Below are 26,894 nucleotides of genomic sequence, written 5' to 3' on the forward strand. Positions count from 1 at the left end.
CTAGCAGACATCCCCCGGCGCCCGCGAAGCAGGGCCGGGACACGCACCTCGGCTGGAATCAGCCGTTGATGGCCTGGAGCACCGCGGCACCGCCCAACAAAGACTGGCCGCCATCGCAGACCATGATGGCGCCGGTGATGTAGGACGCCGCGTCGGAGGCGAGGAACAGGGCCAGCCGGGCGATGTCGTCTGGCTTTCCGAAGCGCTGGAGCGGCAGGGCCTCCGCGAGCTTCTGGCGGGCGCCCTCCGACGGGGCCAGGCGGCTCATGCCCTCCGTGCCCTCGATGGGGCCCGGGGTGATGGCGTTGACGCGCACGCCCGTGCCGCCCCACTCGATGGCGAGCACGCGGGTGAGCATGTCCACGCCGGCCTTGGCGGCGCACACGTGGGCCTGCATGGCCATGGGCAGGTAGGCCTGGGGCGCGGAGATGTTGATGACGGCGGCGCCCGGCTTGCGCAGGTGTTCGAAGGCGGCGCGAGACACGTTGAAGGTGCCCAGCACGTCGATGTCCATCACCGCCTTGAAGCCGTTGGAGGACATGCCCAGCACGGGCGCGGGGAAGTTGCCGGCCGCGCCGCACACCAGCACGTCGATCTCACCGTAGGCGTCCTTCACCTGCTGGAGCGCCTTCTCCACCGACGCGTAGTCGCGCACGTCCGCGGCCACGCCCATGGCGGTGCCGTGGGCCTGGAGGCCCTTCACCGCGCCCTCCAGCTTCTCCACGTTGCGGCCGTTGATGGCCACCTTCGCGCCCGCCTTCACGAACGCGGTGGCGATGCCGAGGTTGATGCCGCTGCTGCCGCCGGAGACGAACGCCGTCTTGCCCTTGAGCAGCCCATCCTTGAACACGCTGTCCGCCATGGAGTCGCTTCCTTTCGAAATCAGCCGAACTCGACGACCTTCTGCCCGAAGAGGCGGTCCACCGCGAGGAGCAAATCGTCGTTCACCTGCACCTTGAGGGTGGTGCCGGAAATATGCGCCTCCGCCTCCCCGGGGAACAGCACGCTCACCGCCACCGGGGTGGCGCCCGCGTACTTCTTCGCCAGCTCGTTGAGCTTCGCCAGCCGCTCCTCCGTGACGATGTCCGCGGGCAGCCGCAGCTCCAGGCGCTTGGTGCGCTTCTCCCGCACGGCCTTGAGGCTCTGGATGTCCTCGACGATGAGCTCCGCGGTGGGCGTGTTCTCGTCGCGCTGCGAAATCTGCACGGTGCCGGTGACGAGGATGGGGTCGTCCGACTTGAGCAGGTGCTCCCAGTGCTCGTACCCCGGCTTGGGGCCCTGCTTGGACCACTTGCCGTCCTTGCCCATCACGTTGCGCGTGCCGTCCTTGCCCGGGAAGCACACCAGCTCCGTGGAGCCGGACAGGTCTTCGATGGTGACCCACGCCATGCGCTTGCCCGTCTTGGTGGGGCGCTCGCGCAGCACGGTGATGATGCCCGCCACGGTGAGCTTCTCGTCGCGGCGCGCCCGCTGCACGGCGGTGATGGGCCGCGCGTAGCGCTTGAGCTCCTTCTCGTACTGGTACAGCGGGTGGCCGGACACGTAGAAGCCGATGGCCTCCTTCTCGAAGGCCAGGCGCTCCTTCTCCGGCCACTCCTCCACCTGCGCGTAGTCGTCCTTGAGGCCGCCGCCGGAGGACTCGGGCCCCGCGAGCATGCCGAAGAGCGAGCTCTGCCCCGCCGCGCGGTCCTTCTGGCTGGAGGAGCCGCGGTTCATCGCGCGCTCGATGGTCTCGAAGAGCTGCGCGCGGGGGCGCTTCTCGAAGTCGAAGGCGCCGGCCTTCACCAGCGCTTCCAGCACCTTGCGGTTGACGCGGCGGCCGTCCACGCGCTCGCAGAAGTCGAAGAGGCTCTTGAAGGGGCCCTCCTTGCGCGCCTCCAGGATGGACTCGATGGCGCCCTCGCCCACGCCCTTGATGGCGCCCAGGCCGAAGCGGATCTTCCCCTCCACCGCGCCGAAGGCCATGTCGGACTGGTTCACGTCCGGCGGCAGCACCTGCGTGCCCGACTCGCGGGCCTCGCCGATGTGCTTCACCACCTTGTCGGTGTTGTCCTTCTCGCTGGTGAGAAGGGCGGCCATGAATTCGCACGGGTAGTGGGCCTTGAGCCACGCCGTGTGGATGGTGACCAGGCCGTACGCCGCGGAGTGGCTCTTGTTGAAGCCGTACTCGGCGAACTTCTCCATCAGGTCGAAGATTTCGCCCGCGACCTTCAGGTCCACGTTGTTGTTCTTGCAGCCCTCCAGGAAGCCGGCGCGCTCGGCCTGCATGACCTCCGCCTTCTTCTTGCCCATGGCGCGGCGAAGAAGGTCGGCGCGGCCCAGGGTGTAGCCTCCCAGCACCTGGGAGATCTGCATCACCTGTTCCTGGTAGACGATGACGCCGTAGGTGTCCTTGAGCACCGGCTCCAGCTTCGGGTGCGGGTAGGCCACCTTCTCCCGGCCGTGCTTGCGGTTGATGAAGACGTCCACCATGCCGGAGTCCAGCGGACCCGGGCGGTAGAGCGCGCCCGCGGCGATGACGTCTTCGAAGCAGGTCGGCTTGAGCTTCATCACCATTTCGGTGAAGCCGCTGGACTCCATCTGGAAGACGCCGGCGGTGTCGCCCTCCGCCATCAACTGCCACATCTTCTCGTCGTGCAGCGGGATCTCGTGCCGCTTGATGTCCTTGCCGTGGTTGCGGTTCACCAGGTCCAGCGCGTGCTGGATGACCGTGAGCGTCTTCAGGCCGAGGAAGTCGAACTTCACCAGGCCCGCGGCCTCCACCTCGTCCTTGGCGAACTGGGTGATGAGGATCTTCTCGCCGGGCGGCTGGTAGACGGGCACGAACTCCCAGAGCGGCTTGTCCGCGATGACCACGCCCGCGGCGTGCATGCCGGGCTGGCGGTGCAGGCCCTCCAGCGCGAGCGCGATCTCCAGCACGTCCTTGGTGGTGACGGGGTTGCCCTCCACCTCACCGATGTTCTGGGGCTTTTCGATCATCTCCTTGAGGCGAGGCTCCATCTCGATGGCCTCCTTCAAGGTGATGTTGAGGACTTCCGGCACCAGCTTGGCGATGCGGTCGCCTTCGCTGAAGGGCAGGCCGAAGACGCGGCACACGTCGCGCAGCACGCTCTTGGCCTTGAGCGAGCCGAACGTGATGATCTGCCCCACGTTCATCTCGCCGTACTTGCGGCCCACGTACTTGATGACCTCGTCGCGCCGGTCCTGGCAGAAGTCGATATCGAAGTCCGGCATCGACACGCGCTCCGGGTTGAGGAAGCGCTCGAAGAGGAGGTTGTACGGGATGGGGTCCAGGTCGGTGATGCGCAGCGCGTAGGCCACGAGCGAACCGGCGCCGGAGCCACGGCCCGGGCCCACCGGGATGTTGTGGTCCTTGGCCCAGTTGATGAAGTCCTGGACGATGAGGAAGTAGCCGGAGAAGCCCATGCGCTGGATGACGCCCAGCTCCAGCGTGAGGCGCGCCTGGTACTGCTCGCGGTCGATGGGGTACTGGCCCTCCAGCTCCTTGAAGCGCTGGCGCAGGCCCTCGTAGGCCAGCTCCGACATGAAGGTGTCCGGGGTGTGGCCGTCCGGCACCTTGAACGTGGGGAGCATGGGCTTGCCCAGCTTCAGCTCCACGTTGCACATCTCCGCGATGCGCATGGAGTTGTGCACGGCCTCCGGCGAGTCGGCGAAGAAGCCGAGCATCTCCTCCGGGCTCGTGACGTAGAGCTTGTCGGTGGAGTGGCGCAGGCGCTTGTTGTCCGCCAGCGTCTTGCCGCTGGCGATGCACATGAGCAGCTCGTGCGCCTTGGCGTCCTCGCGCTTGATGTAGTGCGCGTCCGCGGTGGCGACGAGCGGGATGTCCAGGTCCCGGGACAACTGCTTGAGGTTCTCGTTGGCCTTGTCCTGCTCGACCATGCCGTTGGACTGGACCTCCAGGTAGAAGCTGTCCGGCTCGAAGATGCCCTTGTATTCGGCGGCCACGCGGCGGGCGTGGTCCATGTCGCCGCGGAAGCACGCGCTGGTGACTTCACCGCCCAGGCACGCGGTGAGGCCCACCAGGCCCTTGCTGTGCTCCGCGAGCACCTGCTTGTCGATGCGCGGGTGGTAGTAGAACCCGTTCATGTACGCGGTGGAGGACAGGTAGCGCAGGTTCGCGTAGCCCTCCGCGTTCTTGGCCAGGAGGATGAGGTGGTGGGCCACCTTCTCCGAGCGGTCCTCGCGCCCCTTGGGGCCCGCGACGTAGGCCTCCAGGCCGAGGATGGGCTTGATGCCGGCGTCCTTGGCCTTCTTGTAGAAGTCGATGGTGCCGAACATGTTGCCGTGGTCCGTCACGGCCACGCTGGACATGCCCTTCTCCTTCACCGTCTTGATGAGGTCCTTCATCCGGATGGCCCCATCCAGCAGCGAATAGAGGGTGTGGAGGTGAAGGTGGGTAAAGGACATGGGCGTTCCGGCTCCCGGTGAAGAAAGAGGCGCCTGAACACTAGAGCCCGCAACCCCTGCTCGCCAGTCCAGTGACGGGGCCGGAGGAAAGAAGCGGGATGGGCGCGTGCGGGGCCCGGAAAACCGGCCTGGGAGACACCGGGAGCGGAATTCCGCCCCCCGTCCGTCCGGGCGTGGGCACTCCCCGCGGGCGTGGGGTGGCCGCCGTGGGATTCGTGACCACGCTGCCCCAGGATGCCCACCTCCGCCCGTACACCGCCGACGCTCGCTCGCGCCCTCCTGCTGGGCTGCCGGGCGGGCCTGCTCGTCTTCCTGGCGCTCTACACGCTCTGTGCCCTGCTGAACATGCAACTGGGTTACCAGGGGAACGAGAGCCGCGTCGTCACGGAGTACGTCTGGAACGAATGGCGGAGCGTGGTGCTGTGGCAGGTGGCGCGGCTGATTGGCGCGTACTGCGTGGTAGGGTTGGTGCTGGGAGCGCTGCTGGGGGCCGGGCTGTGGGCGGCGGAGCGTAGCCGGCGCGCGGTGTTCTGGCTGAGCGGCCTGGGGTGCCTGGTGGTGGAGGGCTTCCTGGTGGCGGCGGACATGGCGCGGCATCCGCACCTGTACGCGGCGACGCTGTACGAGCGCTCGGAGGTGACGGCGGCGGTGCTGCGGGGGCTGAGCGGCACGCAGCCGTCGGGTTGGGCCATGGCGGCGCTGGTGCTGCCAGTGTTGAGCGTGCTGGCGGTGGTGGGACGGGGGTTGGCGGAGTCACCCCGCTGGCGCGGCGTGCTGGGGGGCGTGACGGCCGCGGCGGCGGTGGCGGGCTTCACGGGGCTGGGGCTGACGCGGGCGGAGCCGGGGCCGGAGTCCGCCGGGCGTGCGCGGCCGAACCTGCTCATCCTGGCGTCGGACGGGCTGCGGCCGGACCACCTGTCGGGCAACGGCTATTCGCGGTCCACGTCGCCGAACATCGACCGGCTGATGGAGGAAGGGACGCGCTTCCATGACACGGTGGTGCAGGTGCCGCGCACGGCGCCGTCATGGACGACGTTGCTGACGTCGCAGTACGCGGGCGAGCACCCGGTGGTGCACACGCTGGTGGGGCGCGAGGCGCGCGAGACGAAGCTCACCACGCTGGCGACAGCGCTGGAGGCGCAGGGGTACCGCACGTCGGTGGTGGCGGACTACGCGGGGGACCACTTCTCGCGGTTCCCGTACGGCTTCCAGCGGGTGTCCGCGCCGGACTTCCGCTTCCCGGACCTGGTGCGGCAGCGGATGCTCATCACCCACGTGGCGCTGCTGCCGTGGACGGCGCTGGCGCCGGGGCTGTTCAAGGAACGGGGCGAGTTCCCGGAGCTGACAGACCCTGCCCCGCTGCGCACGCGCGTGCGGCATGTGCTGGACGGGATGCCGGAGGACGCGCCGTTCGCGCTGGTGGTGTTCGCGTCGTCCACGCACTTCCCGTACGCCGCGCCGTGGCCGCTGGAGGGCAAGTACGTGGAGCGCGGGTATCGCGGGCCGTGGCGGTTCGGAGCGACGCCTCGGATGGAGGTGGATCCGGATGCGCCCGGGGCTACGCCAGAGGACGTCTCGGCGCTGGGCGCGAACTACGACGCGGGGGTGCGCACGTTCGATGGGCTGGTGGGGAACGTGCGCGAGGACCTGGAGCGGCGGGGCCGGTGGGAGGACACGCTGGTGGTGTTGCTGTCGGACCATGGCGAGCACCTGGAGGATGAAGGGCTGGGCCAGGGCCACGGCGACCACCTGTGGGGCAGCGCGGGGCTGCGGATTCCATTCGTGGTGCGGCTGCCCGGGCAGGTGGCGTCAGGGCGGCAGGTGACGCAGCGGGCGCGGTCGCTGGACGTGGCGCCGACGGTGTTGGACTTGCTGGGCGTGCCCGCGCCGGAGTCGTTCCGGGGGCGCTCGTTGGCGCCGCTCGCGCGGCCGGGGCCGGAGCCCAGGGCGCTGCCGGATGTGCCCGCGTTGATTGAGACGGACGTGTGGTTCAGCGACCGGGATGGGCAGGCGTACCAGACGGTGCGCATGCCGTATCCGTGGCTGTATGAGATCGCGATGGTGGAGGGCGATACGGGGGAGATCGCGCTCAAGCCGGAGTGGGAGGGACCGGTGCGCCGGGCGCGGCACCGGGGGCTGTACCTGGGCAGGTGGAAGCTGTTGGAGCTGCCTACTCCGGATGGGGTGCGTGTGCAGTTGTTCGACACGGTGTCGGATCCGTCGGAGCTGCGGGATGTGTCGGGAGACCATCTGGACATCGTGGCCACGCTGAGGGCGAAGCTCGCGGCGGAGCTGCCGGACAGGACGGGCGAGGCTCGCGGTGCCGTGGGGCCTTGAGCTTCGTTCAAGGCCTTGCGAGCACGGGCTCTGGTGACCGGGCATCCATTCGACGCAGCGCCATTACCACTCCCACGAACGCCAGCGAGCACACCGCCAGCAACGTCACGTGGACGGAGGAAGGGAGCTCCGTGGTGGACGGCGCATAGCGGGACAGCAGGAACGAGGTCAGGTTGTTGAAGACGTGGACGAAGATGGACAACCGCAGGCTTCCTGTGCACTCCGCGAGCCAGCCCAGGAACAGGCCCATCATCAGGGCCATGGGGCTGTGGATGGGGTCGAAGTGCAGGATGCCAAAGAGCGTGGCTGCTCCCGCGATGCCTGCTGTGCGCCCCCAGCGCGCCACGAGCCGCGTCTGCACATAGCCTCGGAAGAAGAGTTCCTCCGCGGCGCCCGCTACCAGAGCACCGAAGAACAGCAGCGCCGCGAAGGTCACGACCGAACCCTGGCTCGCGGACTGCAACCCCTTCAGCGACGCCCCGTAATTCCATACACCCGCGAGCACCGACAGGCTCTCCATCGCCTGTCCCATCGTGAAGCAGCCCACCAGCGCGGCGCCCCAGGCCCACGCAGGCAGCGGTGTTCCCGCGCCCAGGCGCAGCCGCTGCATCAACGGCGTGGGAGACAAGAACCCGCCCATGAGCGCAGCGACCAACCCGGAGATGCTGGACGTCATCACGGCCGCGACCATCAGCCAGGGCATCGACTTGAGTTTCTCAGTCAGGGCCTGGATGGCCTCCGTGTCCTGGGGCTTCACTCCCGAACGGAGCATCGCCATCGCCATCGCCATCGCCATCGCCATGCTGACAGACAGGATGCCTCACACCACGGTCCCTTGCGTCAGGTAGGGCAGCACCCGCTGCCGCTCCTCACTCTCCACAGGTTAAGGCGCCCGCCTTGAAGACGCGGCGTAGCAGGCCCGCCCAGTTCAGGCTCTGCGCACTTGCGCTTCGCTGGCTCTCCCGCACCAAACGGCCCCGCGGACGCCTCTTCGGCAGCAGTGGGCAGCGCGAGGTGGGCGTCTCGGACTCGTCTTGGGCTACGAGCGACTGGAGGATAGCGAGCGACGTCGTCATGCCACGACCTCACCACCTGTCTTCACGAGCGGAGCAACCAGATCTCGAAGTTGGTCCTTCAGGCGCTGATGTCCTAGTTCGCAATGGCGACGAAGCATTCGGAACACGGCAGCCTTGAGGAAGGCTCGATCTTGGATACCACTCGCGACCCAGTACTCCTCGTACTGCCGCAGCGCATCTATAAGCTTGTCATCAGTGTCGGCCTGTAAGCTCACGCTTCGCGCCCAACTCTGGAAGCCCGCGAGCCAGCGAGCGAAGTCTGGGTCTAGGTGGCTCTGACGGTAGCGCTCGCGAATCGAAAACACCTCGTCCCACGTCTGCACGGCCGGAGTGTCAGGAGCGAACTTGACCGTCCATTTGGGCGTGTTCGCCGTCACGCCACCAAACGGGTCGCTGTCGTCTAGCACGACATTGATGGTCGTGTGGTTGTATGGGTCGAAGGCGACTCGGCGCGAACCACCCACGCCATAGAGCAAGTCACTCGCGAGCTTGTAGTTCGAGTTGCACTTGTGTCCCATCGGAACGAGGTTCCGCAAATTCGCGGCGGCAAACGGATACCGACTTTTCGCCAAGTAGTGATCCAGCGCCTCCCGAGGTGTCCCCGGAGCTTCGAAGTACTCCGTCCCGCAGAACGGGCACATGTGTTCGGTCGCGGCAGCGTAGATAGCGTCGTAGTGCTGGTCGCGTACCTTGAGTTCGGTGAGCAGATCGAACGCAAAACCGAAGAGGTTTTTCACGGGCTCGCGCACGTCTTGGTGCAACCCGTCGATGGGCGTGCAGTTACATGCCCCAGACAGAAGGTCCGCGATGCGATTCTGGTCTGCGACGGCCGCGAGAACAAGGTCTCGGTCTGCTTTCGTGAGCCCGCGAATCGCCCGGTTGTACGCCTTCACGCGGTCACGCAAGCCGGTTCGCGGTTTCAGCGTCGCTTGGTAAGCGCGCGGAAACACTTTGGGCCATGCGGGACAGCGTTTCGCACTGTCTACGGCAGCATGAACATTCTTGATTGCCTCAACCATACAGTCGTGAAGCCAGTTGTTCAGCGTCGCCGCTATAGGATAGCCAAAGAGCACGGCTATCGCCCCTCCTGCTTCGAGAACTGCCGAAGGCGGTCCATTAAGAACACCTTCTCGACGGAGTCACCCAGCCGTGCGATCCCCGCCTTGATCGCCGCGGGATCGTCGCTCTGCATGAGATCCGCAATCTCGCGTCGCGGAACCGCCGACATCGGCGGGCTCACGCCGAAGCACTCCTCAAGGATGGTGTCGAAGGTTGTGCCAAAAGTCTCAATATTGGGCCGCCGCACCTCCACAGCCGACTCGCTCTTCTTGAAGATGAGCACGTTCTCTCGCGACATATCCGAGGGGACGAATGGCGAGTGCGTCGTCAGCAGGCAGTCCTGCTGGGCAACAGTTCCGCCCGCCTCGCCGCGCTTGCCGCTTGCCGTAGGCAGTTCCATCAGCCGAGAGATGAAATTGACCCGCCACTGCGGATTGAAGTGCGACTCCGGCTCGTCGAGTAGGAACAGCACGTTGGCGAAGGATGCCATGCACATGGTTCCAAGAATCTGCGCAAGCTGATGCTCGCCATCTGACAGCGAGACGTAGTCGACGACGCCGTCTCCGACTTTAGGGAGGAAGCGAACCTGCTCGAATCGGAAGACTCGGTCCTCATCTTGTGGCTCCGGCAGTCGCGACGCGAAGCGTCTCGTCTTGATGTCACGCAGCAAGCGCTCGCGGGTAACCTTCGGGATCGCGAGGTCGTTCAGCATCGCCAGCTTGTGAAGTGCCGAATACAGCTCGATCGTCGTCGCCCAGAACGCGCGAAAAGCCGCGCGCGTCTCGCCCGTCACCAGGAAGTCGAAGACGTAGGTCTCGGTCTTTTCATCGTAGGAGTGACATGTCGAACAGCGCTTAAGCTGTTCGATATAGCTCTCAAGCTCGTTAGTTAGCTGCACGCCCTTCCGCTTGCGGCTTGCCGTCTCGCGCGCGGAGAGCTTCGGCACAGCTCGGTGAGCGAGCTGAATGACGCATCGAAACGAGTGCAGTTCCTTGAGCTTCGCGTCGTTAAGCAACGCAATTCGTTCCTCGGCGGACCCAAGGATGAGGTTAGCGACCAGCACCTCGAGATGGGTGCCGTAGTCCACGAACATCAAACGGGTGTCGGGAATCGCCTTCGCCTTCGCCTTCGTGCTGAGTTCACGGTCCAAAGCCTGCTTGCCGACAGCTTCCGCGTAACCGCTCCGGCTGACGAGGAACGGCAGGCTTAGGGTCTCGTTGTCGCCGGACGTGTAGCCGACGACCCGCGACGGCAGAAGATCGCGGGTTGCAGGCTTCTCAAGCGGGCATTCAACCCACTCGATACCTTCTTTACGCTCGATTTTGAGTGCCGGACGCCTCTTGCCCTCGCTGCGCCGCGACAGGCGAACGAGGACCGGCTCCCGAGCGCGTCCAGAGCGGATAACATACTCAATCTCGAACTGAAGATCTTCGTTGCCCTTCGCACGCTCCTCCTCATCCACGCAGGCGTGAAAGACCGTCTGAAACGCCTCAGCGACCACCTGAAGAAACTGTGACTTGCCGGCGCCATTGGGGCCAACAAGACAGAGCGGAGCGAACTGATCGGGGCCGCTCAGCGTTCCTCTCAGGCCGACATCCAGTCCATCGAGGAGCCCGCCGCAGGTCGCCGCCTTGATGATGTGCACGCGGGTGAGTTTCACGGCCTCACTCGCACGATATGCATCGCCTTTCCCCTCTTATCGAAGACCTGCCGGACAACGGGGCTCGGTTCTTCCAGCAGTTCGAAGAGTGCAGCCTTCAGGGATTCGTAGTCGCCGGAGACCTGTGCCCTCAGCTCGTCGAACGAGAAGCGTTCGGCCTTTAGTTTCAGGATCGCTGACTTGATGGTGTCCTTGTCGGTATTGCTCATGGTCGGTCGATTCCCCGCTGTCTTTGGGCGCCTATATGGCGGCTCCGCTGCGGCGTTTGATTGCGCAGCCTTCAACTTCGCTAAGAGCTCAGCCGTAGGCTCATCGTTCGTGTCCTGCGGAACGAGCTTGCCGCGAAACGCCTTGGCCAGAGTCGACGGCGTTAGGCGATCTACGAGTACCCTCGCACACCGACTCTTGGTGCCGAGCGTCACGTTCAGCGCGAGCAATTCCTCAACACGCCGGATGATCTCTTGTTGCTCTTCGACACTCGGCAGGCCGAACGTGAACGCGGCGAGCTTGCGCGCATTGATGTTGGACTGACTGACGCCATCCGACTTCACCTGCCGACAGTATTCGCGCCCCGCAGGGCTACCAAGACAGTAGTTCAGATAATCAGGGAGAAGCCGCTCGCTACATCGAACGCGGATCAGATACCCGGCGTAAATCGCGTCCGTCTCTCCACGAAAGACGGCAGTCTTGCCGACAAGCTCCGGACTGTTCGTCCGATTGAACAGGACGTCGCCGCTGACGAGTTTGTACTTGGAAATCTCCGCAGCGTCAGAGGTGAAGACAAGGTCTCCCCAATCGAGCAAACCATCCTGGATGTTCCCCATGCGCAGCACGGGGACCTTGCCGACCTTCGACGACTTCGCTGCGGATCCATACGAGAAGTCGCTTGCCACGCTCTCGAGGTCCACGACCGGCCACTCGCCGTCGCCCCCCCGCGCCTCTCGCCACTCACGCGTCAACTCGCCACTGGTCGCCGCAGCAAGCACTGACTGGCGGAAGCGCTTGAGAATGCCGGGGATACGTTCGAGGCGCTCGCGGCACGCCTCCACCCGCGCGAGCAGGGCGTCGAGCTTGTCGGCGATGCGCTTCTGCTCGGGAAGCGGCGCGAGTGGGACGGGCTTCCTGTAGAGAGCCTCCTGGTTGATCTTTGGTAGCACGGTGCGGCCCTGGCTTTCGCTCGCCTTCGCAGTGAACGCAGGTGAGACAAGCCAACGATGCAGATATCGAGGCTCCATCAACCCCGCTCTGACCGAGATCGGGTACATGTCCGCGCTACAGAGTCCCTCGAAGTCAACTAGGACGGCCTTCGCAAGGTACGGACGAATCTTGGAGTAGAGTACCTGACCCGGGTGAAACGCATGCTTCGGGCTGGTCACCCCATCGCCGTTCACCGTTCCGCGACCAAGTAGTCGGCCTGAACCAGACTCAATGTGATTCGGCGCGATGTGTATGGCTTCCGGTGTAGCGGTTGGGTCTCGTAAATCGGAACTCACCTCCGCGACACTCTGGAAGGAGGTCCATTGCCACCCGCCCGGGAGTGGCCACAGCTCGTCTTCGCTCACTGCGCCACCTCTTCCTCCACGTCCTCGCCCAGTTCCGCGAGGATCCCGCGTAGCTCCTCGAACGCGCCCTCAAGCTCCGTCATCGCCTCGCGTGCCAGCACCGCCGGCTCGGGCAGCTCGTCGCCGCCACCGTCGCTGTCATCCTTAAGCCAAGCAATGTCGAGGCTCTCACCGCGCTCGGCGATCCATTCGCGCGTGAACTTGCGGAAGCGTCCTTCCTCGCCAGTGTCCTTGCGCTTCGCCAGGCTCTTCGGGCTGCTCAGGGGGTCTTTGCCGAACGCGGCCTCAAACTCAGCGAAATGCTCGCGCGTGAGCAGCGTGCGCTTGCCGAACTGTGGCATGTTCGCCCGCAGGTCGTAGACCCAGACCTCTTTGGTGTTGCCCTTGTCCTTCTCGCCACGCGTGAAGAACAGAACGTTGGTCTTCACGCCCTGCGCGTAGAAGATTCCGGTCGGCAACCTGAGGATAGTGTGCAAGTTGCACTTGTCCATCAGGTCGGCGCGGATCTGCTTTCCAACGTTCCCCTCGAAGAGCACGTTGTCGGGCAGCACGACCGCAGCGCGGCCTCCCGGCTTCAGGCCACGATAGATGTGCTGCACAAAGCAGAACTGCTTGTTGCTGGTCGGGAATGTGAAGTCGGTGCGCGTCGGCAGCCCTCCGCCCTTCTTGGTGCCGAAGGGAGGGTTCGTCAGGATAAGACTCGCCTTCGGTAGCGCCTCCCCCTCAGGGGAGAGGGTGTCGCCGTAGCGAATGCCGGCCCCGTTTGGTTCCGAGTCGAGCCCGTGCAGCATTAGGTTCATGAGCGCGAGGCGGTGCGTGTCCTGCACGTGCTCCACACCGTAGAAGGTGCCGCGCCGGTACTTGCGCTGCTGCGCCTCGGTCCAACTGTCCGGGTCGCAGTGCTCGCGGATGTAGTGATTCGCGGCGATAAGGAAGCCGCCCGTGCCCGCGGCTGGATCCTGGATCACGTCGTCGAGGGTCGGCTTCATTAGCGCTACCATCGAGTCGATGAGCCGCCGCGGCGTGAAGTACTGCCCAGCCCCCGACTTCTTCTCGTTCGCGTTCTTCTCGAGTAGCCCCTCGTACAGGTCGCCCAAGCCCTCGGTCTTCGCGCTGTACCAGTCGAGCTTGTCGAGCTCGGCGACCAGGGTCGACAGTGTCGCCGGCTTTTTGATGAAAGAGCTGGCGTTGCCGAATATCTCTTTGACCAGCGTCGAGCCGTGCGTGCCGAGGTGAATCAACGTGAGTTTGTGGTGCTCAAGGCGGTCAGGTGCGGCCTTCTTCTCAAGGTCGTCCCAGCGGTAGCCCTTGGGGATCTGATCTTCGGTCCCCGTCTCCTTAGCCATTTTGAGGAAGAGCAGGTAGGTAAGCTCGGTGACGTACTGATGGTACGTGACCCCATCGTCCTTGAGGACGTTGCAGAGGTTCCAGAGTTTCTGAACGATGTCATGCGTGACGGTGCTCATGAGTGCTTGTAGCTGTCAGGCAGCCGGCGACCAAAGGGATTCGTTGAAGGTCTCAAGTACCTGCTGAAGCTCGCCCCCGAAGACGCGATCGAGGCGCGCGAATCCGCCGCCGTCACGCTTGAAGATGAGGTCCGAATCATCGAGGGCGGCACGGTCGACGATGAGGTTCGCCTTCGTCTGCGCCGCGATCTTCTGCAGCCACTGTCGCTGCGGAGTCGTCCAGCGCTTAGAGGCGAGGATGCTCTGGAGTGCCCGGTCGACGCGCTGTTCGTAAGGCTCGAGCGCGTCGCCGATGGCCGCCTGTCGGATGTAGCCGACGATACGCGCCGCAATGTCCTCATTGGTCATCTCGCGCCAAGCTGTCGAGAGGCTCGCTTCGGAGAAACCGGCGCGATCGAGCTCGAGCGCCAGCTCCCGGAGCTGCTTTCGGGTGAGTTCACGCGGGCGGGTAAGCACGGTGACCAGCGCGGGAATCGTATTGCTTCGACTCTTGATGAACTCGGAGAAATCCTTGAGATAGTCCTCTGGCTTCTTGGCCTTGCCATATCCGCGCTCGGTGCCGATCAGCGAGTCCTCATGAACCGAGAGGTACGTCGGTGGGTGTACCGCGTAGTCCTTGCGATCGAGTATCTCTCCGAGGTCTGGGTTTTGCGTGAACCACGCGGCTATCTCGGGCAGCGCCATCATGCGTAGCTGGCGGATGAACGCCTCGGGAGACATGCCGGCGCGGGTTTCAAAGTCCTGCGTCTGGGCGTCGCTCAGGTGGCGCTTCTTGCCTTGGAGCTTGGCGATGAACTGATCGCGCACGAGGCTGCGCTCATCATTGGACTTCACCTCGCCGAGTTCCCGGCTGAGCTGAGCGAAGCTAATGGACGGATTGACCACAACCGGCTGCATCGCCGTCACGTTCTGTAAGGCTTCGTAGATCTTCACGGCATCGAAGACTCGGAAGGCTTCTTTGCCGATCTCCTCGCAGAGGCGAGTGGCTCGCCCTAGCATTTGGTCGAAGAGGATACGACTGTTCACTCGCCGCAGGAACACGAGGTTGCAGATCTCGGGCACGTCGATGCCAGTGGTCAGCAGGTCCACGGTGACGGCGACGTTGGGACTGCGTTCGTTCTTGTAGCGGCGAATGAGCTGCAGCGGCTTGTCGGCCGCGCCCGTGATCTTGAGCACCGCGTCGTCGTCGACGCTGCCGTACTGCTTGGCAAAGGCCTTCTTGAGCTGGTCGACGACGAGGTCTGCGTGGGCGTCGTTCACGCAGAAGATGAGCGTCTTCTGTCGCGACGACGGGTCGAGTTCGCCCGCGAGGTAATCGCACACGACGCGGTTGAACGACTCCGTGATGACCTTGCGGTTGAAGTCCTCGACATCGATGCGCATCTCGTCGGGAGTGGTGAAGAGATCGACTTGGTTCTGGCGGGCATCGTAGACTGCCACCTGCTCGCCGGCGCGCCACACAATGCCGTTCACCGAGAGCTGCGTATTAATCTGGACCGGCGGCTCATGGTCGACGAGGTAGCCGTCGACCACCGCCTCGCGGTAGCCGTAATTGAAGATGGGGATACCGAAGATCTGCGTGGTGTGAAGCGCGGGCGTGGCGGTGAGGCCGATCTTCACGGCGTCGAAGTAGTCGAGCACGCGGCGGTACTTCGAGATGTAGTCGTCGAAGCTGCGGAAGCCGAACTCGGTGTCGGAGAGTTCGCGATCGAGCAGGTAGCCGCGGTGGCACTCGTCGACCAAGATGCAGTCGTACTGATCGACTGGAGGGGGCGCGACGCCTTCGGGAGGGTAGAGCACCCGCTGCACGAGACCCTGCACGGTAGCGACGTGAACTGCCGTGTCGCTGTCGGGCCGCTGGTCGTCGAGTTCCTTGATGCCGAACACATTGGTAAAGGTCTGCAGGCTCTCCATCCGTGTGTCTTTAAACGAGTTGGCTGCCTGCTCGCCGAGGGCAGAGCGATCGACAAGGAAGAGCACACGCCGAAAGCGCTGCACCTTTAACATGCGGTAGATGAGGGCAATGCAGGTCTTGGTCTTGCCGGTCCCCGTCGCCATCGCGAGCAGCATCTCGCGCTGGCCTTGGCCGATGGCGGCCTCGACGGCTTGGATGGCAGCCTGCTGGTAGTGGCGCAGGGGGAAGCCGTAATTGAAGGGCTCATTCTTCAGTTGTTCGTGCGCTCGGCCTTCATCGCGCTTCAGGAGGACGATGAGTCCCTCCGGCGTGTACCACCCATCAAGCGCGTGCCCGAGGTTCTCGGGGTTGCGTAGATCGCAGAACCAAGTGCCGCTACGGGTGGCGAGCTGGCGCAGGTATGGGCGACCGTTGGAGGAGAAGACGAACGGGATGTGGAACTCGCGCCAGGGACCGCCCGGCGACACGAGCCCCTCGTCGGACTTGAAGGTCCGGCTGTAGCGCTTTGCCTGCTGGAGCGCCCCTGAGACGTCGATGTTCTTGCGCTTGGCCTCGACGGCAGCCACCGGCATGAGCCCAACGAAAAGGATGTAATCCGCAGGGCCGCTGGCTGTCGGCCACTCTGCAATCGCGAGGTTCTTCCCCTTCTCCGGGCGCGCGCCCTTGGCGTACGTGAGGGCTCCGGAGTCGACCGTCCACCCGACGTTGCGAAGCTGCTCGTCGATGAGCTTGCGTGTGTCGGCCTCGTCGAGTTCGACCGCGCTCGCCGCCGTCGAGGCCGCGGTGACGAACGCCGCCACGGTGGCCTTTGGCTGCCCGAGTCCCTGAGCTTGGTCGGCCGCGAGCCTGTGCGCGAGGGTAGCCTTGGCCTCTTCGGCCTCGATGGCCATCTGCTCCCAGAACGTCTGCTCGTCCTTGGCCGCGAGCAGCTTCGCTTCCGTTGAAGCGAGTCGTTCGGTCGCATCGTGATGGGCGGCCTGGTACTCCGCTAGAGCCTTCCTCAGCGTTGTCAGCTCGGCGCGCAGTTCTTCGCTCTCGTCCTTCGGTGGCGTCGGGGGTACGAAAGGCCCGGAGTTGAAGTCCGGCTTTGCAAAGGTGCGGTGAAACCAAAGGCCAAGCTGCCAGGTGAGCTTGAGGATGGAGAGCGCGGTGCGATGGTCGCCAGCGATTGCGTGATTCGCGGCATTTCCCGCGCGTCGGACTTCACCGAAAAGCTGCGCGATCTCTCGCGGGAGGATCCCGTGCTCCTGCAATCGACGAAGGAGGTCGTACTGCGCTTCGTCACGCGAGGCGTAGAGCCCTACCTTGGTGGCCACAATCTGGGCAAGCAGCTCCGCGAATTGCCGCAGCTTTAGGAGTGCTGTGTTCGGGTCGTCGGGAAAGTAGCGCTCCGCGAGCATTCCTAGGCGCACAAGTTGCGCACCGTGCGTCTCAAGGTGGGCGAAGTTGGTAAGAGTGGCGCCGCTTTCACGCGCCGTCATTCCGGCCTCCCTCTCGGTTGGTCGTCCATCCAGCGCTCGAACTCCACTTGCCGGATCCGCGCCTGGCCGCGGACCTTAAACGTCGGCAACTCGCTCTCACTTGCCATCGCGTAACCGGCTCTCTTCGCGGGCTTGAGGCTTCCTTTTTTAAGGAAGTACACGACGAGCCGTGCCGGGGCACAGGATGCTGCCAGTAGCCCCACTTGGGCAAAAAGGGAGAAAGCGGGCGTCACGAGGTCCAGTTGGCTGGCCGTCTTGCGCACTGACCGGATGGCACCAATGACGCTGTCGGTGCCGCTGCTGCGGGCGAGCTTCATGCCGGCGTCCCTTTCGCCTGCGGCGGATTTACTTTGCGAGTGAGCGGGATCCGTACCCACCGGGCACTTGCCAACCCGACCAGCGCAGGTCTCACCGGTCCTCCCACTTTCACAGACTGCGAACGTTACATGAACTGTCCGACGGCAGTCAGTAGAAGCGCCCATCAGCTCCCTATTTCGAAGCCATTGGAGGAACTCACACCTATCAGGCTGTTGAGAAACCCGTCCGAGGGCTCGATCCCCCGCACGGTGGCGTAGTGGCCGGCAGCGGCTTCGGAGAACTCGCCTTCGACTTCAACGCGTACCAGGTCGTCTATGCCGACGGCCGCACGGTGCTGGTGGACGTCGTGAGCGACGAGAAGACGCAGCAGGAGCAGTTCCCCGGCTCGGAGTTCGACGCCGCGGCCTACAGCCGGGTCCAGGAGGCGCTGCGCCGCGCGGACGCGACGGTCGTCACCCACGAGCACTTCGACCACTGCGCGGGCATCGCGCATTCGCCATACCTGGACGAGGTGGCGAGCAAGGTCCACCTCACGGACGAACAACTGCGAAGCCCGCTCGCGCAGGAGGCCGGCTTCACCCCGGAGCTGCGCGCGAAACTCACTCCGCTCCAGTACGAGCGAATGCACCTGTTGCGTCCCGGCGTGGTCCTCATCAAGGCCCCGGGCCACACGCCCGGCACCCAGTTGGTGTACGTGCGGCTCGTCGACGGGCGCGAGTTCCTGCTCGTCGGTGACGTGGCCTGGCACCAGGACAACATCCGGCTCCCGAGGATGCACCCCCGGCTCACAAACTGGCTGGGCGGCGAGGATGCACAGGCGATGGCACACCAACTGCGGTGGCTGCACGACCTGCTGCGCACCGCGCCCGAGCTGCACCTGGTGGTGGCCCACGACGGCGCGCAGATGCATGACTCCCAGCGCCGTGGGCTCATCCCGGACGGGCTGCTCTGAGCCATGGTTCGGACGTTTCGCGGCACCGCGGGGCAGCAACTGCTTTGATTCGGCATGCGTTATTCCCCTGGGAAGTGTCACCCCCGGGGGGACCCATGTCGCTGAAGCTCCTGTCGCGGACGGTCTCGTCCGCCTGCGTGCTGTTCCTGCTGTCCGCGTGCCAGAGCACGGGCAATCCCATACCGCCACCCGGTGACACACCCTGCCGTGGCGCCGCGTCCGTGCAGACACCGGTGCGCGAGAAGTTCCTCACGGTCGCGAAGCCGGTCTCCGGTGAATACGTCGTCGTGCTCAATGAACCCCAGGAAGGGGACGCCGCGCAGCAGCCGGCGGTGGTCGCGCGGCGCCTGACCCAGCGCTTCGGCGGCAAGACCTTCCACGTGTACACGCACGCGCTGCGGGGCTTCGCCGCGCGCATGAGCGAGAAGCAGGCCCGCGCCATGTCCGCCGCGCCCGAGGTGGCGTACGTGCAGCAGAATGGCACGGTGACGCTCGACGAGAGTCAACCCGATGCGACGTGGGGGATTGACCGCATCGACCAGCGCGACCTGCCGCTCGATCAGCGCTACCAGTACCAGACGCAGGGCCGGGGCGTGCACGTGTACGTCCTCGACACGGGCCTGCGCCCCACGCACCAGGAGTTCGCCGGGCGGGCGGACATCGCCTTCGATGCCGTCGGCGACGGTCGCAACGGCGTGGACTGCAACGGCCATGGCACCCACGTGTCCGCCACGGTGGGCGGCAACCTGTATGGCATCGCCAAGAGCGCGTCGCTGCACGCCGTGCGCGTGCTGGACTGCGAGGGCTCCGGGACGACGGCGGGCGTGGTGGCGGGCGTGGACTGGGTGACCGAACACCACCAGTCCCCGGCGGTGGCCAACATGAGCCTGGGCGGAGGGGAGGACGCGGCGCTCGACGATGCCGTGCGCCGCTCCATCACGTTGGGCGTGACGTATGTGCTGGCGGCGGGCAACGAGAACCAGGACGCGTGCAAGCGCTCTCCCGCGCGCACCGCCGAGGCCATTACCGTGGGGGCCACCACCACCGTGGACCGGCGGGCGTCCTTCTCCAACCATGGCGACTGCGTGGACGTCTTCGCGCCCGGCGAGGAGATCTTCTCGGCCTGGGCCAGCGATGACACGGCGACCCGAACGCTGAGCGGCACGTCCATGGCCGCCCCCCATGTCACCGGCATCGTCGCGCTCTTCCTGGAGGCCCATCCCTCCTCCGCGCCGCAGGAGGTCAGCGCCGCCATGACGGGCAACGCCACACCGGACAAGGTGACCAACCCCGGGCGCTGCTCACCGAACCGGATGGCCTACTCGGGCTTCATCGCACCTTCGCGGGCCCCCACCGTCCGGAACGGCGGGGAGTAGGCACGGCCCCGAGTCCGCGCTCACGGCGGAGCGAGGCACCCCTGCGCGGCTGGGCCGCCGGGTGTGGCCGCCTCGCAGGGGTCGCTACCTTGAGGGCGGGAGGTCGCGCTCCAGCCCCGCGACACGCCTGCTCATGGACCTCTACAGCGCCGCCAGGCGGATGGCCCGCCCCTTCCGGTTCACCAACCCGGGGTCCTACCGGGAGATCTCCCTGGCCGCCCGCGGGGTGATTGGCGATGGAAGCTCCTGCGCGCTCGTCCGGCCGGACGGCGTCATCGACTGGCTCTGCTTCCCCCGCTTCGACAGCCCGAGCGTCTTCGCGGGCATCCTCGATGACGCGAAGGGTGGCATCACCGGCATCACCCCCGTCGTGTGGCCCTTCGAGAGTCTTCAGCGCTACGACCCGGACACCAACGTCCTGGAGACGCTGTTCCGCTTCGAGCGCAAGGGGGCCATCCGCATCATCGACTACATGCCGTGGACCAACGACCCGCGCTCCACCGTCCACGAGGTGCACCGGCGCATCGAGTGCCTGGAAGGCCCGGTGGAGCTGAACATCGTCTTCGACCCGCGCTTCGGTTACGGGGCGTCGCGGACGCGGGTGGAGCGGGAGGAGCACGGCCTTGTCGCCCGCGGGTCGGGAGGCGAGCGGCTGGTCGCCGTGCTCAGCGGGGAGGCGGAGTGGCGGCCCTGCGAGGCGCTGCGCGGCCACCCCTGCCGGGGAGACACGGGCCTCCAGACCCGCATCCGGATGGGGCCGGGCGAGCGGCGCTGGATGATTCTGTCCTGGGATTCCGACCGGCCGGAGCCGCTGGCCGCGTACCGGCCCTTCGACCACCTGCGGGATACGCGCCAGGCCTGGCGCGAGTGGGCGCAACAGCTCCACTACGAAGGGCCGTGGCGGCACCACGTGCTGCGCTCCGCGCTGGCGCTGAAGCTGCTGATGTACGGCCCCACGGGCGCGATGGTGGCCGCGCCCACCACCTCGCTCCCCGAGTGGATTGGAGGGCCTCGCAACTGGGACTACCGCTTCAGTTGGGTCCGCGACTCCGCGATGGCGGTGCGCGCCACCAACCTCCTCGGCTTCCAGCATGAGTCGCGCGAGTTCTTCTACTTCGTGCGCGACACGTTGCAACGCGGTGACTCGCTTCAGGTGATGTACGCGCTGGACGGTGCCTCCGTGCCGCCGGAGCGGGAGCTGGAGCAACTGGCCGGCTTCCAGGGCTCAAGGCCGGTGCGGCTGGGGAACGACGCGAGGGACCAGTTCCAGTTCGACACCGCGGGCGCGCTGCTCGACGCGGCTTACCTCTACGAGCGCTCCGGCGGGCGGCTGCCGCTGCGCACCTGGAGGCTGCTCCGCTCCGTCATCCAGACCACCGCCCGCCGCTGGAGCGAGCCCGACCACGGCATCTGGGAGCCGCGCCGGGAGATGCGGCACAACGTCCACTCGAAGCTCATGGGGTGGCTGGCCCTGCGCCGGGGGCAGCACCTGGCACGGCTCTTCGGGGAGACGGCGCTGGAGCAGTCCAGTGCCGACCTGGCGGACGTCATCAGGGCGGACATCCTGCGCAACGGCGTGGATCCGGCGCGCAAGCACTTCGTCGGGGTCTACGGAGGGAACGAGCCAGACGCCGCGCTGCTGCAACTGCCCATCGTGGGCTGCTTCCGGGGGACGGATCCGTACATCCTGAGGACGATCGACTGGCTGCGCGCGGAGCTGGGCGCGGGCCCGTTCTTGCGCCGGTACCGGATGGATGACGGAGTCGCGGGGCCGGAGGGAGGATTCATCCTCTGCGGCTTCTGGCTGGCGGAGGCGCTGGCGTTGGCCAATCGCATCCAGGAAGCCGAGGACGTCTTCGTCGCGCACGCGGAGGCGTCCAACCACCTGGGGCTGCTGGCGGAGGAGATCCACCCGCTGACGCGCGAGCAATTGGGAAACTTCCCACAGGCCTTCAGCCACCTCGGCCTCATCAGCGCCGCCGCGCGCATCGACCGCGCGCTCAGGCTCCGAGACGAAGGGCAGTCGGAGCCGCCGCACCTCCTGGAGCCCGAGCCGCCCTCCATTGAGTGACCTTGGGCGGTCTCAAGCCGTGAAGTACGCTTCCTGTTTCGCGGATGGGAGCCCGTTGAATGACAGCACCGGCAACATCCTCGTGTGCCTGCCGCGTGGACGCCGCTGCGTGCGCGTCCTGAGCAACGACGTCCGTGCGGAGCCCGCCTATCCCCACCTCGTTCGCTTCGTGCTGGGCGAGGCCGGTGTGCCCTGGGATTGGGAGTACGGCGACATGACGCTCTGGGACGGCCGCTGAGCCTCCGTCCCCGGCCTTCACACTTCTTCACCGCCGGCTCAAACCACCGCAACCGGCGGCTTCCATATTGGTTCCAGTCAAGCAGCGGGAAACAGCACCCCACCCCTGGAGCCACACGCCATGAAGAAGACGCTCGCCATCGCCGGTACCGCCGTCGTCGCCGTCACCCTGCTCACCGGTTTCGGCTGGGGCCGCCATCACCGCGGCACGCCCGACCCGGCACGCATCAACCAGATGGTCACCTGGAAGCTGGACGACAAGCTGGATGACCTCAACGCCACCGAGGCCCAGCGCTCCTCCATCCACGCCGTGAAGGACCGCCTCCTCAACGAGGGCCAGTCCCTCATGGAGGGCCAGCAGGCCGCCCGCGCCGAGGCCGTCACCCAACTGACGTCCGACACGCCCGACGCCGCGAAGCTCCACTCGCTGGTGGACGCGCGCATCGACGCCGCTCGCGCCTTCGCCCACAAGGCCGTGGATGCCGTGCTCGAGGTCCACCGCACGCTCACCCCCGCCCAGCGCCAGACGCTCGCCAGCGACTTCCGCGAGCACACCGGAGCGAAGTAGACCCACCCCGCGGCCCGCGCAGGGTGCGCTCGGCACGACACATTCCGTGTTTCACCCCGAACCTTCGTGGGCAGGGATGACGCGCACGGTTATTGTCGGTCGGTGGATTACACCGAATACGCACGACGCATCCGCTCCCACGCGGCCCTGGGGGAGCTCTCCGAATATGGGCAGGTGCACGAAGGGGGGCGCGACTATCCCCTCTTCCGCCTCATCGTCCCGGGCGACCGCTGGCTCGTCATCACGTCCGGCTTCCATGGGGAGGAGCCCGCCGGCCCGCTGACGCTCGCCAGGCACCTGCCGGACATCGTCGCGTACGCGAAGTCCCAGGGCGTGGGCCTGCGCGTCTACCCGTGCATCAACCCCTCCGGCTTCGAGGACGGCACCCGCTACAACCGCAGCGGCGAGAAGCCCAACAACGACTTCATGCGCTACGAGGTCGCCCCCGGCGAGTGGCGCGGCGAGCTGGTGGGCGACCCGCCCATCCTCCGCTGGGCCCTCTATGACGGCGGCCCCAAGGAGACGCGCGCGGTGCGCACGGACCTGGCGCGCTTCCCCGCCCCGGACGCGGCGCTCGACCTCCACCAGGACAACTACCTGGGCGGCGTCGCCACGTACGCATACGTCTTCGGGGACAAGGCCGCCTACCGCCCGCTGCAGGAGGCCGCCGCCGCGCACGCCACCGTGGTGAAGAGCCGCAAGGTGGATGACAACGCCCACGCCGACGAGCACGGCCTCATCGTCTTCCACGACGGCAGCGTCACCGACTGGTACATGCGCCAGGGCGTGCCGTACACCGCCGCGCTGGAGACCACCACGCCCACGCCGCAGGATGCCTGCGACGCCGTGAACCTCATCTGGATCCGCGGCTTCATCGACCTGGCGGCGCGTGGAGAAGGCCCGACCCGATGATTCAACGTCCCCTGGGGAAGAGCGGGCTCACCGTGTCCGCGCTCGGCTTCGGCGCGGGGCCCGTGGGCAATGAAGCGCTGAGCGACGCGGACGCGGAGGCGCTGCTGCACGGCGTGCTGGACGCGGGCATCACGCTCATCGACACCGCGCCCAGCTACGGCGTGTCCGAGGAGCGCATCGGCAGGTTCCTCGGCGCGCGCCGCCGCGAGTTCGTGCTGTCCACCAAGTGCGGCTACGGCGTGCCCGGCGTGGAGGACTGGACGCCCGAGTGCATCACGCGCGGCGTGGACCTGGCCCTCCAGCGCCTGCGCACGGACGTGCTGGACGTGCTGCACTTCCACTCGTGTCCGCCGGACGTGCTCCACCGCCCGGGGCTCATCGAGGCGCTCACCCGCGCGGTGGAGGCGGGCAAGGTGCGCGCCGCCGCGTACTCGGGTGACAACGCCGGCCTGGACGCCGCGCTGGAGACGGGCGCGTTCGCCGTGGTGCAGACGTCCGTGAACCTCTTCGACCAGCGCTCGCTGGACCAGGGCGTGGCGAAGGCCCAGGCGCGCGGCGTGGGCGTCATCGCCAAGCGGCCCCTGGCCAACGCGCCGTGGCGCTTCCCGGGGCGCCCCTACGCGCACGACGTGGGCGAGTACTGGGAACGGATGCAGCGCATGGCCCTCCAGACGGACGGCCTGGAGTGGCCGGAGCTGGCGCTGCGCTTCACCGCGTTCGCCCCGGGCGTGGCCACCTGCATCGTGGGCACCACGCGGCTGGACAACCTGCGCGCCAACGCGCGCACCCTGGAGCAGGGTCCCCTCCCCGAACCCACCGTCCAGGCCATCCGGGACGCCTTCCGTCGCCATGACACCGGGTGGGATGGCGTCATCTGACGCAGCCCGCCAGTCTGACGTTCCGTCCTCCAGCGAAGATTTCAGCGTCGGCAACTGTGCAGGACCGACGTTTGTCTCGTCCATCCGGGCCGGGTGCTAGGCCCGGGGGCCATGGCAACCATCCGGTCCATGAACGTGATGCCAGAGTCTGAGAAGGATGGAGAAAGGGTGGAGCTGCACCCCACCTCGTTGGACCTGAACCAGGTGGAGCCCACCCCGCAGGTGGTGAACTGGCTGCGCATGCGCGCCAGCCAGTGGCTCACCACGGCGCAGCGGGACTTCAACGCGGCCCTCTTCGCGCGGGACGGCTCGGAGGCGTCGTTCGACCGCTACGCCGACGCGCGCTCGGAGCTGGACTCCGCGGAGGCCTGGGCCCTGCGCGTCGCCGAGTTCGTGGCGCGGGCGCGGTAGGCGGCGGCCTTCAGCGCCCCACGCCCATGCGCGTCCACAAATCCAACAGCGTGCGCAGCACGGAGGCGTCCGGCACGTCCGCCGCGGGCGGCACGTCCACCCGGATGCCGTGCGCCGCCAGCCGCGTGAAGGGGTTGCTCGCGTCCGGCGTCCTCAGCGGCACGGAGGGGTCCGCCGGCCGGAAGCCGAACGCCAGCGCCCGGGCCTGCACCGCCGGGCTGCGCAGGAAGGCCACCCACTCCAGCGCCGCCTCGCGCTGCTCGGGCGTCACCCAGTCCGCCTGGAGCACCGCCGCCGGGTGGTCGCTCCACAGCGTCACCGGCGGATAGTCCACCCGCAGCGGCCCCCACCGGCCCTGGGCGTGTTCCAACTGCGCGATGGCCAGGCTCTCGTACACCAGCGCCAGGTCGTAGCGAGACGGCCCGTAGCGCACCAGGTCCGTCATGAACGTGCCCGAGGACGGCTCGAAGCGCGTCACGCCCCGCTCCAGCCCCTGGAGCCACGCCTGATAGCCCGGATCCAACAGGTCCCCTTCCCTCACGCCCTCGCGCCGGCCCAGGTACTCCAGCGTCGCGGACAGGAGCGCCTGCAGGCCGGAGTTGGACTTGCGGGGGTCCGTGTGGCCCAGCTTCACGAAGCCCCACTCCGGCGGGCCGCCCACCGCGGGCCAGCCCCGGTCGCTCGCCACCGCGCGCTGGAGCGTCTTCCATGACAGGGCCGCGCCGCCGCCCGCCTTGCGCAACACCTCCATCCGGTCCTGCCAGCCCACGAACACCAGCGGCGTCAGCACCAGCGGATGCGGAGCCGCGTCTCCCTGCGTGGCGAACAGCGGCCCGTGCGAGGCGTCCGTCGCCCAGTCCGCCGCGAGCATGCGCAGCTCCGCGCTGTCCGCCGGGCTCCACACCGTGGGCTTCTCCCGTCCTTCCAGGATGGCCTGCGCCGCCTCCAGCGAGCCCCGCCCCACCAGCGTCACCCGCACCCGCGGATGCGTCCGCTCGAACTCCGCGAGCGCCGCCTCCACCCACGCGCGCTTCTCCGTGCTGTAGAGGAACGTGATGTCCGTCACCCGCCGCCGCGACGGCAGCACGGTGGGCTCCGGCTCCGGCGTCCCCTGGCGGGGCGCCACCGGGGCCGCCAGCAGGTAGAACACCCCCAGCAGGGCGGCCAGCACGCCAATGAGGAGGAGGACCCGGGGCTTCATGTCCCCCCTCGTACCCCGGGTCGCGGTCCCCGAAAGCCCGGCGGTGCTTTTGTCACAACCCTGTCACTCACGGCCCCTCCCCCGCCCGCTCCCCGTCCAGGGACCGCTCCGCCGGTTTGTTTGTCCTCATAGGACTGGCAGAATGGACCGGATGACGACACTGGCACGAAGCATCGCGCTCCTGGGACTGGGAGCGGTGTTCGGGGGCTGCGCGGCGAAGCAGGCCCCGCCCATCCAGCGCTACGCGCTGGGCATGTCCCGGGCGGAGTACCGGGACTACACGGGGTCGAAGGCGAGCCCCTGCGACGCGGAGCCGCGCTGGTTCCAGGACGAGCTGACCGCGGTGAACGGCCTGCTGGCCCGCTTCGTCAAGGAGACGGACCAGGCCCTGGACCCGAAGGCGCTGGAGCACGCGAAGCACCTGGCGCTCTTGGAGGAGGGCCTGCGCACGCTGCCCCCGGTGCTGAAGGTGCACGAGAACAACCTCCGGGCCCTGAAGGCCTGCGACTTCCGGAGCACCGGCGCGTTCCCGGACCTGGCCCGGCGCGGCGGGGAGCTCTTGACGGAGACGCGGGAGCGGATGGAGCTGGGGCCCCGGATTCAAGCGGCCGCGGCGCTGCGCGAGGCGCAGAAGCAGTGGCGTGAGCAGGGCGCGGAGCGGGAGGCGAAGGCGCGCGACACGTGGTGCCCGAAGCCCTCCAAGGTGGGCCAGCCGGACCTCTTCTTCGCGCGCGTGTCGCCGGACGGGCGCACGGAGTGGTTCTTCTGCGACGGCCACGTCGTGGAGAAGTCCGGCGGCGGGGAGCCCACGCTGCTGTCCCCGGAGGGGCTGTCCAAGTGGGAGCGCCGCCGGGTGCAGGCGAAGAAGTACCTGGACGCGGCGCAGGCCTACCCGGAAGAGGAGATGGACCGCGAGCCCACGGCCGCCACGCTCCAGAAGGCCGCAGCGTCCGGGGGCGGCAGCGCGGCGGGCAGCGCCCCGTAGA

The 26,894-nt window shown here is 66.9% G+C and carries 20 protein-coding genes; 10 read left to right on the plus strand and 10 right to left on the minus strand.

The window, feature by feature from the left end:
• Positions 1–58: 58 nt before the first annotated feature.
• Together K8556_RS11420 and dnaE are read right to left on the minus strand one after the other, a co-directional pair.
• On the minus strand, positions 59–862 hold the full coding sequence (locus K8556_RS11420; RefSeq protein WP_014399131.1) for an SDR family oxidoreductase: 804 nt from the start codon (positions 860–862) through the stop codon (positions 59–61).
• Positions 863–882: 20 nt separating this feature from the next.
• A complete protein-coding gene (dnaE, locus tag K8556_RS11425; protein WP_223740063.1) occupies positions 883–4,428 on the minus strand; it encodes a DNA polymerase III subunit alpha in 3,546 nt (1,181 codons plus the stop codon).
• A 234-nt stretch (positions 4,429–4,662) separates the two neighbouring features.
• Here dnaE and K8556_RS11430 point away from each other — a divergent pair, with 234 nt between their 5' ends.
• A complete protein-coding gene (locus K8556_RS11430) occupies positions 4,663–6,765 on the plus strand; it encodes a sulfatase (protein WP_223740064.1) in 2,103 nt (700 codons plus the stop codon).
• Positions 6,766–6,772: 7 nt separating this feature from the next.
• On the opposite strand, the gene K8556_RS11435 is transcribed toward K8556_RS11430, so the two are convergent.
• The 7 genes from K8556_RS11435 to K8556_RS11465 all read right to left on the minus strand — a co-directional run bounded on the left by K8556_RS11435 (position 6,773) and on the right by K8556_RS11465 (position 17,301).
• Positions 6,773–7,537, minus strand: a complete 765-nt coding sequence (locus K8556_RS11435) for a CPBP family intramembrane glutamic endopeptidase (RefSeq protein ID WP_223740065.1) — start codon at positions 7,535–7,537, stop codon at positions 6,773–6,775.
• A gap of 300 nt (positions 7,538–7,837) precedes the next feature.
• A complete protein-coding gene (locus tag K8556_RS11440) occupies positions 7,838–8,914 on the minus strand; it encodes a hypothetical protein (RefSeq protein WP_223740066.1) in 1,077 nt (358 codons plus the stop codon).
• A 2-nt stretch (positions 8,915–8,916) separates the two neighbouring features.
• Positions 8,917–10,560, minus strand: a complete 1,644-nt coding sequence (locus K8556_RS11445; protein ID WP_223740067.1) for a restriction system-associated AAA family ATPase — start codon at positions 10,558–10,560, stop codon at positions 8,917–8,919.
• Positions 10,557–12,122, minus strand: coding sequence for a restriction endonuclease subunit S (locus tag K8556_RS11450; RefSeq protein WP_370639912.1), 1,566 nt, complete (start codon positions 12,120–12,122; stop codon positions 10,557–10,559). The genes K8556_RS11445 and K8556_RS11450 overlap by 4 nt, the downstream gene beginning before the upstream one ends.
• Positions 12,119–13,588, minus strand: coding sequence for an N-6 DNA methylase (locus K8556_RS11455; RefSeq protein WP_223740068.1), 1,470 nt, complete (start codon positions 13,586–13,588; stop codon positions 12,119–12,121). The genes K8556_RS11450 and K8556_RS11455 overlap by 4 nt, the downstream gene beginning before the upstream one ends.
• Before the next feature lie 15 nt (positions 13,589–13,603).
• Positions 13,604–16,984, minus strand: coding sequence for a type I restriction-modification system endonuclease (hsdR, locus tag K8556_RS11460; RefSeq protein ID WP_223740069.1), 3,381 nt, complete (start codon positions 16,982–16,984; stop codon positions 13,604–13,606).
• Entirely contained in the window at positions 16,981–17,301 is a 321-nt protein-coding gene (locus K8556_RS11465) for a hypothetical protein (protein WP_223740070.1), read from the minus strand. Before K8556_RS11465 ends, hsdR begins: the two co-directional genes overlap by 4 nt.
• A gap of 257 nt (positions 17,302–17,558) precedes the next feature.
• Here K8556_RS11465 and K8556_RS11470 point away from each other — a divergent pair, with 257 nt between their 5' ends.
• The 8 genes from K8556_RS11470 (at position 17,559) to K8556_RS11505 (ending at position 24,707) form a co-directional block, all read left to right on the plus strand.
• On the plus strand, positions 17,559–18,254 hold the full coding sequence (locus K8556_RS11470; protein ID WP_223740071.1) for an MBL fold metallo-hydrolase: 696 nt from the start codon (positions 17,559–17,561) through the stop codon (positions 18,252–18,254).
• Positions 18,255–18,349: 95 nt separating this feature from the next.
• Positions 18,350–19,630, plus strand: a complete 1,281-nt coding sequence (locus K8556_RS11475) for a S8 family peptidase (protein ID WP_223740072.1) — start codon at positions 18,350–18,352, stop codon at positions 19,628–19,630.
• 133 nt (positions 19,631–19,763) lie between these two features.
• Complete coding sequence (locus tag K8556_RS11480; protein ID WP_223740073.1) at positions 19,764–21,701, plus strand: glycoside hydrolase family 15 protein; 1,938 nt, start codon at positions 19,764–19,766, stop codon at positions 21,699–21,701.
• 55 nt (positions 21,702–21,756) lie between these two features.
• A complete protein-coding gene (locus K8556_RS11485; protein WP_223740074.1) occupies positions 21,757–21,939 on the plus strand; it encodes a hypothetical protein in 183 nt (60 codons plus the stop codon).
• 120 nt (positions 21,940–22,059) lie between these two features.
• Positions 22,060–22,506: a Spy/CpxP family protein refolding chaperone gene (locus K8556_RS11490; protein ID WP_223740075.1), complete on the plus strand. Its 447-nt coding sequence runs from the start codon at positions 22,060–22,062 to the stop codon at positions 22,504–22,506.
• A gap of 102 nt (positions 22,507–22,608) precedes the next feature.
• A complete protein-coding gene (locus K8556_RS11495) occupies positions 22,609–23,418 on the plus strand; it encodes a hypothetical protein (protein WP_223740076.1) in 810 nt (269 codons plus the stop codon).
• Positions 23,415–24,296: an aldo/keto reductase gene (locus tag K8556_RS11500; protein ID WP_223740077.1), complete on the plus strand. Its 882-nt coding sequence runs from the start codon at positions 23,415–23,417 to the stop codon at positions 24,294–24,296. The genes K8556_RS11495 and K8556_RS11500 overlap by 4 nt, the downstream gene beginning before the upstream one ends.
• A 168-nt stretch (positions 24,297–24,464) precedes the next feature.
• The gene (locus K8556_RS11505; protein ID WP_223740078.1) at positions 24,465–24,707 is read left to right on the plus strand and encodes a FruA-associating protein, FapA; all 243 of its coding nucleotides are present in this window, start codon (positions 24,465–24,467) and stop codon (positions 24,705–24,707) included.
• 10 nt (positions 24,708–24,717) lie between these two features.
• On the opposite strand, the gene K8556_RS11510 is transcribed toward K8556_RS11505, so the two are convergent.
• Positions 24,718–25,908: a substrate-binding domain-containing protein gene (locus tag K8556_RS11510; protein ID WP_223740079.1), complete on the minus strand. Its 1,191-nt coding sequence runs from the start codon at positions 25,906–25,908 to the stop codon at positions 24,718–24,720.
• Between the two features lie 151 nt (positions 25,909–26,059).
• Here K8556_RS11510 and K8556_RS11515 point away from each other — a divergent pair, with 151 nt between their 5' ends.
• The gene (locus tag K8556_RS11515) at positions 26,060–26,893 is read left to right on the plus strand and encodes a hypothetical protein (RefSeq protein WP_223740080.1); all 834 of its coding nucleotides are present in this window, start codon (positions 26,060–26,062) and stop codon (positions 26,891–26,893) included.
• Position 26,894: the final 1 nt, after the last annotated feature.

This window comes from Corallococcus sp. AS-1-12 (genome assembly GCF_020036995.1).
Taxonomy (GTDB): Bacteria; Myxococcota; Myxococcia; order Myxococcales; family Myxococcaceae; genus Corallococcus.